Source organism: Streptomyces sp. MMG1121 (assembly GCF_001280015.1).
Taxonomy (GTDB): Bacteria; Actinomycetota; Actinomycetes; order Streptomycetales; family Streptomycetaceae; genus Streptomyces.
Genome location: NZ_LGDV01000223.1, coordinates 1 through 10,709 on the forward strand (window position 1 = coordinate 1; position 10,709 = coordinate 10,709).

10 protein-coding genes and 5 pseudogenes are annotated in these 10,709 nt (G+C 69.1%); 10 read left to right on the forward strand and 5 right to left on the reverse strand.

Features of this window, described 5'->3' with window-relative positions:
- From ADK64_RS32745 to ADK64_RS49255, 6 genes and pseudogenes are all read left to right on the forward strand, one after another.
- The coding region (locus tag ADK64_RS32745; protein WP_053665058.1) for an antibiotic biosynthesis monooxygenase family protein at positions 1-234 on the forward strand (234 nt) is incomplete at its 5' end.
- A 140-nt stretch (positions 235-374) separates the two neighbouring features.
- Positions 375-761, forward strand: coding sequence for a VOC family protein (locus tag ADK64_RS32750; RefSeq protein WP_053665060.1), 387 nt, complete (start codon positions 375-377; stop codon positions 759-761).
- Positions 762-825: 64 nt separating this feature from the next.
- Positions 826-1,094, forward strand: a pseudogene (locus ADK64_RS47815) (transposase); the annotation flags it as partial.
- A gap of 24 nt (positions 1,095-1,118) precedes the next feature.
- Positions 1,119-1,319 (forward strand): annotated as a pseudogene (locus ADK64_RS47820) (anthrone oxygenase family protein); the annotation flags it as partial.
- A 238-nt stretch (positions 1,320-1,557) separates the two neighbouring features.
- Complete coding sequence (locus ADK64_RS32755) at positions 1,558-1,983, forward strand: DUF4267 domain-containing protein (protein ID WP_053665062.1); 426 nt, start codon at positions 1,558-1,560, stop codon at positions 1,981-1,983.
- Between the two features lie 70 nt (positions 1,984-2,053).
- A pseudogene (locus tag ADK64_RS49255) lies at positions 2,054-2,176 on the forward strand (zinc finger domain-containing protein); the annotation flags it as partial.
- Here the strand turns inward: ADK64_RS49255 and ADK64_RS32760 are convergent.
- On the reverse strand, positions 2,176-2,676 hold the full coding sequence (locus tag ADK64_RS32760; protein ID WP_267888592.1) for an SDR family oxidoreductase: 501 nt from the start codon (positions 2,674-2,676) through the stop codon (positions 2,176-2,178). The pseudogene ADK64_RS49255 and the gene ADK64_RS32760 overlap by 1 nt on opposite strands.
- A 52-nt stretch (positions 2,677-2,728) precedes the next feature.
- Positions 2,729-2,974, reverse strand: coding sequence for a chaplin (locus ADK64_RS32765; protein ID WP_053665063.1), 246 nt, complete (start codon positions 2,972-2,974; stop codon positions 2,729-2,731).
- A gap of 397 nt (positions 2,975-3,371) precedes the next feature.
- Here ADK64_RS32765 and ADK64_RS32770 point away from each other — a divergent pair, with 397 nt between their 5' ends.
- The 4 genes and pseudogenes from ADK64_RS32770 to ADK64_RS32785 all read left to right on the forward strand — a co-directional run.
- Positions 3,372-4,112 carry a hypothetical protein gene (locus tag ADK64_RS32770; protein ID WP_159046396.1) on the forward strand — a complete coding sequence of 247 codons (741 nt, stop codon included), beginning with the start codon at positions 3,372-3,374 and terminating at the stop codon, positions 4,110-4,112.
- Positions 4,113-4,621: 509 nt separating this feature from the next.
- Positions 4,622-5,698 carry a hypothetical protein gene (locus tag ADK64_RS32775; RefSeq protein WP_053665068.1) on the forward strand — a complete coding sequence of 359 codons (1,077 nt, stop codon included), beginning with the start codon at positions 4,622-4,624 and terminating at the stop codon, positions 5,696-5,698.
- 160 nt (positions 5,699-5,858) lie between these two features.
- Complete coding sequence (locus ADK64_RS32780; RefSeq protein WP_053665070.1) at positions 5,859-7,619, forward strand: Ig-like domain-containing protein; 1,761 nt, start codon at positions 5,859-5,861, stop codon at positions 7,617-7,619.
- A gap of 216 nt (positions 7,620-7,835) precedes the next feature.
- A pseudogene (locus ADK64_RS32785) lies at positions 7,836-8,346 on the forward strand (IS5 family transposase); the annotation flags it as partial.
- A gap of 9 nt (positions 8,347-8,355) precedes the next feature.
- On the opposite strand, the gene ADK64_RS32790 reads toward ADK64_RS32785, so the two are convergent.
- The 3 genes and pseudogenes from ADK64_RS32790 to ADK64_RS32810 all read right to left on the reverse strand — a co-directional run.
- Positions 8,356-8,805 (reverse strand): MarR family winged helix-turn-helix transcriptional regulator, encoded by a 450-nt coding sequence (locus tag ADK64_RS32790; RefSeq protein ID WP_063789991.1) that lies wholly within the window; start codon positions 8,803-8,805, stop codon positions 8,356-8,358.
- Positions 8,806-9,513: 708 nt separating this feature from the next.
- Positions 9,514-9,735 (reverse strand): hypothetical protein, encoded by a 222-nt coding sequence (locus tag ADK64_RS49260; protein WP_053665079.1) that lies wholly within the window; start codon positions 9,733-9,735, stop codon positions 9,514-9,516.
- A gap of 669 nt (positions 9,736-10,404) precedes the next feature.
- Positions 10,405-10,709: pseudogene (locus ADK64_RS32810) on the reverse strand (DNA-binding transcriptional regulator); the annotation flags it as partial.

Sequence of the window (10,709 nt, forward strand, 5' to 3'; positions counted from 1 at the left end):
TTCCTGACCCTCTTTCGGAGGCAGGCGGAGTTCATGAAGGCCCAGCCGGGATTCGTCTCCTTGCAGATGCACAAGGGAACGGCGGACAGCCAGCTTCTGATGAACGTCGCGGTCTGGGAGTCGACCGAGGCTCTCGCCACCGCGTTCGCCAGCCCGGAGTTCCAGCGCATGGCTGCCGAGTTTCCCGACGACATCACGTCGTACCCGCACGTCTTCGAGCAGATCGACGTATGACACAGCAGCCGTAGCCGGGGGAGGGCAGCCGGAGAAGCCCTGCCCTCCCCAGGGGCAGTCACGCATCCCACCATGCCGCAGGGGTGCCGAGACCGCCGATCAACCCACCACGCGTAGCCCGTCCCTGATGAGGAGTCCGTATGACCGTGGAACTGAACCACACCATCGTCCCCGCCCGTGACCCGCAGGCCTCGGCGCAGTTCCTGGCGGACATCCTCGGCCTGAATGTCGACCCGCCGGTGGCGCACTTCATTCCGGTGACGCTGGCCAACCAGGTCAGCCTCGACTACGACCAGCTGGACGACTTCGAGCCGCACCATTACGCGTTCATGGTCAGTGAGCAGGAGTTCGACGCCGCCCTCGCCCGCATCCAGCATGCTGGGATCACCCACTACGGCGATCCTGTATGCCAAGAGGGCGGGCAGATCTATCACAGCAAGCGCACCGAAGGCCGCAGGGGCACTTACTTCCACGACCCCGACGGACACCTCATGGAAATCCTCACCCCGGGCGACGCCAGGTCGTGAGGCCGAGGGCAGCCCAGCGGATCATGGCTTCGCTGGTGGCGGGATCGCGCTCGCAGTCGCGACCGACGCGGTGATGTGCGCGGACGGTCCGGTGACGTGACCGGTCGACCCGACGCTGCTGCCCGAACACCGACGGGGGCACGGCGGGCCGTGCGGCGATCTTAACCGGGCCGCATCGACGTCGACCGGCTGCGTGTGCTGCTGGCCGGGCTGCCACTGCCGCGCTCTCCGGACGACCGGCTGGTCCTGGCCGTCGGCGTGGCACCGTGGCTGCGCCCGGACGCGTCGTGCTCGGCAGAGCGGCTCTTCTGTCACGTCCACGGACGTAAACGGGCGCTCCAGCGACCAGTCCATCCCGGCCTCCTCGTCACCGCTGGCGCGCTGCTGATCCTCGGCGTGATCATGTCGATTCTGCTGCTGGTCCCGATCAACGACCGGGGCAAGACGTCGACCCCTGAGAACCGGCCCGCCGACTGGCAGCAACAGATGAACCGCTGGGACCGCCTCGACCACGTCCGCGTCTCCGCCCTCATCGCCGCCTTCGCCCAGCCGGTCGCTCCCCCGCCTGATACCAAAGCCGCCCCGGCATGGCGCACGATCCCCACTCCCCGGACGGAAGCCGGCCACCGAAATCCCGAAATCCGGGAATGCAGTTGCCGTTCAGATCCCACAACGGCGATCCCGAGAAACTACGTCCCTCGATCAGCCGCGTCCGCGCGGTCCGATCAGGCCCCACACGACTCAACAAGCTCCACGAAGCTCACCAAGCTGACGAAGAATCACAAGGAGAACAACAATGTCACTGAAGAAGATCAACACCGTCCTCGCCGCCGCCTTCATCCTCTTCATCCTCTGGTTCGGGGCGGAGTTCATCCTGAGCCCGGAGACGACGGCGCCGGGCTTCGGCCTGCCAAGCTGGCCGCCCGGCGACGGCGACGGCTTCCTGATCATCAAGGGAATCCGCGACGTCGTCCTGGCCCTGGTCCTGGGCATCCTGCTGGTGACGGGCCACCGCCGGGCGCTGGGCTGGGTGCTGCTGGTGGAGGCCCTCGCCGCATACGGCGACATGGCCACCGTGCTGGTCCACCGCGGCTCCGTGGCCACCGCGCTCGGCGTCCACTGCCTGACCGCGACGCTGATGGTGGTCAACGGCCTGCTGATAATGCGCGAGACCCGCAAGGGCGCGGCCGCTCCGGAAACGCCCGCCCCGCAGCCCGCCTAACGCCACCATGGCACGTGTCGGCATTCGCCTGTCAGAGCCTGCCGGGAAAGGCGAGACAGCATCCGTGGCCATGACGGCCCCTCAAGAAGCTTCCCCGAGCGATGCCGACGACGTGGAGCGCCACCTCTGCTCGCGTTGCCGGGCCGAACCCGGCTCGCCGTGCCGCTCGCGCTCCGGCGCGGTTGCCGGCACCTACCACACCGGCGGCTTCGCCAAGATGCCCCGGCTCGCCAAGCTCCTGCGCGTGCCGACGCCCGTCAACCGCGGGCCCCGACAGCCGTGGCGGCCCGGCACCACGGTCCCGCTCGCCCTCGCGCCGGACACCCCGAGCGCCGACATCCGCATCGACGTGAGGAGCCTGTTCATCTGCTCGTCGCCCTGGACAGCCTCCAGGGACGTATGGGTACCGACGATGGGGACGGCCGCGTTGACCTTGATTCCGTGCCTTGCGGCCTCGGCCGCCAGCGACGTCGTCAGCCCCAGGACGGCGCCCTTGCCCACGGCGTAGACACTGAGTCCGGTGTCGTCGAACAGCGCATCCGAACACGTGTCGATGATGCGCCCGCAACCGGAGGCGACCATGTGCGGCCAAGCCGCGCGCGACATGTGCAACGTCCCGCCCACGTGCGTATCCAGTACCTGGCGACACTCGTCATTGTGGGCGGCCGGGAAGGGAAGACCGGCCGCCCACACTCACTCGGACACTCGAAGCCCCGCTGGGCCCCGTTCGGCCTGTCCGGTCAGATCACACGTTTTCGCAGACGTTGCCGAAGGTCGGGTTGAGGACGCCGACGACGCTGACGCTGTTGCCGCACACATTGACCGGGATGTGGACCGGGGCCTGAACGAGGTTGCCGGAGACCACGCCGGGAGAGTTCTTCGCCTCGCCATTGGCACCGGAACCGCCGTGGGCAGCCGCGAGGCCCGCTCCGCCCAGGACGACGGCACAGGCAGCAGCGGCAACCGCAAGCATCTTCTTCATGACGATCATGACTCGCTTTCTTTGGGTTCGAGAGGGCGAGAGTTCGTCCCGGGCAGGTGCCCGGGGCGCCGCCCCGCCCGGACGGCCACCCAGCTCAACAGTCAGTCTGATCATTCGGACACGGGCATTCACTCGGCCGCCCAAGGACCCGCACCCGCCAACCGGAGTGAGTGCCCGACCGCGCACTTGCTCCGGGGCCCACTTCGTCGGGTGCCCCTGACGGCCACGAGCCGTCGGGGCGGCTCGCTCCCGGCCAGGAGCACCGGCCGAAGGTAACCCAGGCGATCGACGACACGTTCGGCGACGTCCCGGCCCCGAGGATCTCGAGCCGTGAGCACGCCATCCCGAACCGCCGTTGCCCACCACGATCGAGGAGTGGCTCGAGGGGCCAGTCCGTTTACCCGAGGTGGAGATCGAAGTCCCGCTCGCGGCGCGCTGGAACGCTGAGCCCCTGCCGGGCTTACGGCAACGCCATGTTGCTTGGCTCAGAGGCTTCGGTCTGCTCGCCGATGACGACGACGGGCGGCGCTACCTGCGCCATTCCATGGCTGAGCTGTCCCTCAAGTCTTTCGTTGAGGCGACGAGCGTCAGACTTGATGTGGCATACGCAGCGAGGGTGCCCGTGGAGCGGTGGCCGGGCAGTCGCTGCCGCAGTGCCGGTCCGTTGTTGGAATGCTGGTGCGGCGTTTGGTGGCGGGAGGGTGAAGTGGGGCTGTTGGAGTCGTTCTCGGCGGTGGTGCGAGTGGAGCGGCATCTGTTCGCGCTGGTCGATACCGATGGGGAGGGGGTGACGTTCTCACGCTTCCCGGAGGCTGCGGCGTTCCTGGCTCATGAGGGCTGTGTGGTGCTGGCATCGGATCTGGAGGACCAGAGGGCGAGGGTGCGGGTGGAGGTGTGGAACTCCCTACCTGACGCACCGTCGGAAGAGGACTTCACGAGCCTGGGGGAGCAGAGCAGCGTCTCCTTCGAGTCCGAGCGGATCCAGTTGGTCAGTCTGATGGGGGAGCCGCAGTCCCAGGAGCATGAACTCGCCGGTCCCGGCCCCTATCAGGTTCGCGTGTGGGTGGGTGGGCAGCAGGAGGACCTGGCGGAGGAGCTGGACACCTACCGCTTCTTCGAGCGGTTCGTGATCCAGCTGTGGGCGTGAGGCCGCGAGCGGGGCGGCAGCATGCTGGCCGCTGCCGCCGTCGGCTACTTCACGTTCACGTAGAAGGCTTCACCTTCCGTGCTCGGGGCGGCCAGGCGGCGAGCGGGTGAGTGCTCGGCGGAGTCCGCGGTGTTGGCGACCCTGGGATGCTCCACGCGGCGGGTGGGCGTCGGACCGGTGTTCTGGCAGCGGTGGCCGGCCCCGTCGCAACGGTGCAGGGGTAAGGACCCGCAGACTCAAGGTCGAATGACCATCGTATGTAGCATCTGCCAGCCCATCCTGTGTGATTAGCCTGTAGATGCGGTTCTGGCGGACTGTTACTGTCCGCGTCTGCGAGCCGCGTTGAGTACCGGCTCGTACGGGTTCCGTCTCCTGCCGTCGAAGGCTCCCCAGCCGCCCCTGGACCCGTGGTGGCCGCTTCCCCCAATGCGGTCGGTTCTTCTCCTGCATGGCATTTCTCGGCACCGCCTGCCCCGTAGGCAGCGGTGCAATCAGAGAGGAAGAGTCCGATGAAGATCAAATTCCTGTCGCGCCTGCTGGCCGGCAAGGCGCTGGTGATAGGCGCCCTGCTGGCTCTGGCCGTGCCCGGGGTCGCGTACGCCAACACCGTGAGCGTGACCGTGAAGACCCCCGGCGCCACCCTCGGCCCCGCCAGCACCTTCTCCGAGATCTCGACCCACGCGGACTGCAGCAGCGGTCTCGTCTCCGGTGGTGGCATCGACCAGGCCATAGGTACCGGTATGTCGTCCAACGGCAATCACGTGAACGGCACGGAGCCCAGCTCGGACGGCTCCACCGAGTACACCGGCACCACTGGTGTCGTCGGTACTGACAACACCCACTGGCTCGGCATCGGCGGCAGCGGCGGTGCGGTGAACAGCTCGTTCTCCTCCACCCCGTACGCGGTGTGCTTCACCAGCAACCTGATCAACCACACCCAGATCGTCATGAACAAGGCCGCCGGGCCGACCAGCGCGTCGACGCCCCTCGCGGTCACGGCGACCTGCCCGGCGAACACCGTGCTGCTCGGCGGCGGCGCCCGGACCACCCCGGCCAGCGTCGGCAGCCTCAAGCCGATCGCAAGCTTCCCCACCTTCAACAACGCCGCGCACGACAACGGTTTGAAGGCTGCGGCCGACGGCGAGACCAACCCCGACTCCTGGACGGCGGAAGGCCTTAACGGTGGCGGTAGCGGTACCACGAACGAAACCTACGCGTACGCGATCTGCAGCGGTAGCGGCATCAACGTCAGCGGTGTGACGGTGAAGGTCCACTACAGCGAGGTGAGCGGCCCGACCTCGGCCACCACGGGGCAGGGCGTGACCGTGGGCTGCGGCACCGACGGTAACCTGGTCAGCGGCGGCGCGGCCGTCAGCGGCGGCAGCGTCACGACCACCGACTTCACCGCGCCGGGCTCGCAGGGCGACCACCTCAACGGCAGCTTCCCCAGCGACAACAGCGGCAATCCGGTCAGCGACGGGACCACGAGTGCCGCCTACTGGACCGCCTACACCCACACCGGTGGAACCAGCTCCCCCAACACCTACTCGGACGTCTGGGCGCTCTGCGCCAACGACGGCGTCTGATCCACCGGTTGATCCCGCTCAGCAGGTGTGCCCGGGCCGCCTGCTGAGCACCCGTTCCCCCATCTCAGCTGCCCACAGGGCCGGAGAAACAGTGTCAACACCCATGAGCGACAGCAGCCCGACCTCCCGTCGGACCATATTCAGATCCAAGATGATGTCGGTGGCCGGTACCACCGGCCTCGTCGCCGCCGCGATCGTGCCCCTCACTGCGGCCACCGCCGGCGCGGCGAGCGCGGCCAAGCCCTGCGGCACCGGCGGCGTCTTCACCACCTCCCCGCAGCCCACGTGCACCTACGACTCCGTGGGCACGGACACCTTCACCGTCCCGGACGGCGTGACCGCGGTCAGCGTCGACCTGTTCGGTGGCGAGGGCGGTAGCGCGGCGGGCTACATCGACCCGCACCCGGCGATCTCCGGTGCACCCGGCGGTCTCGGCGGCGAGACCCGCGCCACCCTGCCGGTGACCCCGGGCCAGACCCTCCAGCTCACCGTCGCCGCGGCCGGTATCCCTGGTTCGTCCCGGCACGGTGAGTTCGCCCGTGCCGGAGGCACCGGACACGGGCGCGGCGGTGGCGGCGCGCACGGCGGCGGCGGTTCGGGCGGCGGCGGCTCGGACGCGCGGGTCGGCGCCTTCGGCGATTCCGACCGCGTCCTGGTGGCCGGCGGTGGCGGCGGCGCGGGCAACGGCGGCCCCAAGCTGCAGGGCGGCGCAGGCGGCGGTCTGGTAGGCGAGGACGGTGGCCAGAGCAACGGCCCGCTGGGCTCCGGCCTGGCCGGTGGCGGCGCTACCCAGACCGCGTCCGGTCACGGTAACCCCAACACCCTGAACGGCGGCCCCGGCACCCCGGGCATCGACCTCGATCCGATCACCAGTGAGCCCAACCCCGGCAGCGGCGGCACCGGCGGAAACGGCGGTGGCGGAGGCCCCGGCGGTGGCGGCGGCGGTGGCGGCTGGCACGGCGGTGGCGGCGGTTCCGGCGGCGGCAACCCGGGCTACTTCCCGGGCGCGGGCGGTGGTGGCGGCAGCAGCTACGCGGATCCGTCGGCGACCGACGTCGCGCTCCTCCCGGGCGTCAACCACGGCGATGGCAGGGCCATCATCACGTTCCAGTACGGGACTTCGGTCACGCTCGGCACGGACACCGCGACCCCGCTGTTCGGCCACGCCGTCAACGTCACCGCCACCGTGGCCTCGGCCAACCCGGGCTCGGGCACCCCGACCGGGTCGGTCACCTTCTTGGACGGGACGACCGCGCTGGCGACCGTGCCGCTCAACGGCGGAAGGGCGACTTTCACGACCAGCAAGTTCCAGCCCGGGGGGCACAGGATCACCGCCGCGTATGGCGGCGACCCCAGCTTCACGGCCAGCGCCACGGCCGTGCCCAGCGACCTCGCCGTCGGCTTCAGCCAGCCGTGCGTCACGGACCACGACGGCCCGCTGACCGTGACCGCCGACCAGTCGCTGTGCATCGCCCCCGGCGCCACGCAGAACGGCCCGGTGGCAGTGCAGCCCGGCGGAGCGCTGGCAGTGTCGGGTGCGGAGATAGACGGTCCAGTGGTCTCGGACGGCGCCCGCGCCGTCACCATCTGCCACTCGACCCTCAACGCGCAGGTAACCCTCACGGACACCAGCGGCTACGTGCTGCTGGGCGACAATGAGGGGACGGACTGCGCAGGCAACGACTTCAAGGCCCCGCTGACCCTGGACGGCAACACCGGCGGCCTTGAGGTCTCGTCCAACACGATGTCGGCGCCGGTGAGGATCAGCGACAACAGTGGTAGCGGCCTGCTGTCCGAGGACCTCAGCCCGGAGTTCGAGGGCAACCAGGTCGCAGCGCCGCTGCGCTGCGCGGGCAACTCACCCACCCTGCAGCAGTCGGACAACACGGTGAACGGGCCGCGCACCGGCCAGTGCAAGTGAGCTGAGCCCGGGGCCCTGTCCGGCCGATCCCGCCGGACAGGGCCCCGCGCTGGATTCCTCACATGCTGGTCGACGTCTGTTGCGCACTGGGGTGGCGACAGGTTCGGTTGCATCCAGGAAGGTGGTGTATGGGTTTGACCTGATTAAGGGGTTTGCTCCGGCGTCGGGATGACGCGCAAAGACGAACGGCCACCGGCTGTTCTTCAAGGCGACCAAGTGGATGACTGCTCGATCGACGGCTCCCACGTCACGGCACTCAAAGGGGGCTCACACCGGACCTTCGCCGATCGACCGTGGCCGTTCCGGCGGCAAGCACCATGTGATCGTCGACCGGCACGGCACTCCGTCAGCGGTGTCGCTGACCGCAGGCAACCAGCACGACGCCACCCAGCTCATGCCGCTGCTGGGCGCCGCTCCCCGCGTCAGCGGCCGGCGAGGACGCCCCCGCCACCGGCCCAAACGGCTCTTCGCCGACCGTGGCTACGACTTGGACAAATACCGGCGACTGATCCGCAAACGCGGCATCGCGCTGAAGATCGCCCGACGCGGCACCCCGCACGACTCCGGCCTGGGCAAGACCCGCTGGGTCGTAGAGCGCGCCTTCGCCTGGATCCACCAGTTCAAGCGCCTGCGCATCCGCTACGAGATACGCGCCGACACCCACCAGACACTGCTCGAACTCGCCTGCTCCGTCATCTGCTTGAGACGACTACGTACCGCATTCTGAAACGCTCCGCTAGGCGAGGTTGTCGGTGACGCGCTGGAGCACGGAGACCGCCGCCGCGTACTCCTCCTCCGTGATGTCACCAACAACCTCCGCGCGCACCCGGGCCATGTGTTCCTTCGCCGTCGCGAGGCCCGCGCGGCCCTGGTTCGTGAAGGTCAGTCGGCCGTCCGCGCCAGCGACGAGCCAGCCCCGGTGCGCGAGCGCGTCGGCGGCGTGGGCCATCACCTCGGTGCCCATACCGTACGGCACGTCCAGGTCACGGATCTCTTCCCTGGTCAGGCCGTGCTTGGCCCGGATGATGTTGTTGAGCGCCCACCATTGGGGCTGGGTCAGGTCGATGACTGCCAGAGCGGCCTGCGAGTGCCGCAGGATCGCCTCGGTGGCGTGCCAGGCGACGAGGGCGATGGGTCGTTGGTCTGGTGCGGTGGTGCCGCTCTGCGAGGTGCTCACGTCCGTCATGATCACCAAGCTAGGACCTCAAGTGCGGTGGAGGTCAAGGCTGAGGTGACCCCGGCGGTGTCGACACCCTTCCTCGGATCTGCGAGATCCATTGTCGGTGTGTCCACATCGGTGGGGGCGCCTCACTACAACCTTGATACCGACAAGGCGGAGACGGTGAAGCTGCCCTGGAAGAAGACGTCAACCCTCAGCATGACGAGCGACGCTGAGAAGAGGGTCGGTACTACGGTGTCCGTCTTCTCCGGCTCCGTGCCCGACTCCCACGGCATGCTCCACGCAGCGGCCTGTGTCATCACCGTCGACGAGAAGAAGGTTGCGGACAACCAGGGTGGCAAGGCCAACAAGGTGTGCGAGTACAACGTGAAGTGGCGATCCCCGGCCCCGGTCCGTGACGGGACGCATTACCGGGGCCGCCCCTACGGCCGCATTGCGCCGTTGGATCGGCTTCAACTGGTTGTCAGGGATATCCGGGCCCGTGCGTCTCTCGTCCGTGGGTGCGAGCCGGTTGTGGGGCATCTTGCCGACCGCGAGCAGGAAGCGGGTGGTGAGGGGCTGTGGTCACTGTCGGCAGAGGGTGTTCCATGTGCGGTTCGCCATGGGCGCGGGCCGGGCTGGGAGACGTTCGGCCCGGCCCGCGCCGCCTGTGACAGCGTCCGGTCCAACGAGTCGCTGACCCTCTGGTCACCCGGTACCCCGGCCTGGGCTGCTTCAGCTGACGGTGAAGCGGCGCCAGACGCAGACGCAGCTTCTCAGGCTGGCGAGCGCGGGCCGGTCCAGGACGGCGTGGAGCCGTTCGGGCCCGACGAGGATGACGGGCAGGCGTGGCTCGTGCACCTGGAAGACGTCCCATAGTCGGTAGAGGTGGTAGAGCGCGTCGGTGCGCAGCAGGTGGGCGTCGTCAACGACGACCGCCGCCTGGGGGCGTCGCACGAGTGCCGCCTCGATCGCGTGCCGTACCCGTGCCGCGTGGCGGGGGAGGGGGACCCTGCGGGGGCGAGTCGGTCGTACAGCGGGGTGAGGAGGGCGGGGGAGTGCCGGGTGCGGTGCTGGCTACGACGACCGGTTCGGTGTGAGCGTGGTGGAGGCGGCCTGGACGATGGCTTCGCCTTGGACGCCGTCGGGAGCCATGACACACATCAGCGCGCACGTTTGCAGCACGTACCCGAGGTTTTCGCGTAGCGCGGCGGTTCCTTGGTCCGGCACGGTCGCATTCGACGCCACCCAGGTACGAGCTGAGCTGGCCGCCCTGTACACGGCGTTGCCGTAATCCATGGGGGCGATGGACGCCTGGGAGGCCTTGGCTGGGGCAAGGCCGCGGACGGCGGCGCCCCCCCCGGCCGCGGCGTGCCGACCTACGCGCGGGGTCTCGGCTTCTTCGAAGACGCCCTCTTGCACGGAGGCTTCGCGGTCTTCGTGGGCGGCAGCTCGTGAACATACGGTTCGCTCTCGCCGCGCACGGCACTGGCCTTGTCGACGGGCTCCTGCGGCGCGCGGCCGTCAAATCCACCCGCTTGTCCGGCCGGGCGGCACGCTCGGGGGCTTTCGACAGACCGTGGCCTTCCGGCGTTCTTCGGGCTGCTCGCGCGATCGCGGCTGCCTCTAGTGTCCTCGCCGCAGGGGGCCGGCAGATCCGATGGCGTTCAGGGTGCGTTGTGCGGTGGTGCGGAGGTGGGTGAGGACGTCGGGGTCGGCGTCGAGGATGTAGTCGGCGTCGAGGCCGGCGAGGGTCTGGGCGATGCGGGGGAGGTGGTCGTCGGAGGCGTCGAGGCGGCAGGTGTGGTTGTCGATGGGGGTGAGGCGGGTGGCGAGACCTGGGGTGTGGGTGCGGATGTGGTCGGTAGGCGCGTGGATGGTGGCGATGGCGCGGTAACGGGTGGGGGCGGTGGAGAGGCGGGGGGCGGGGG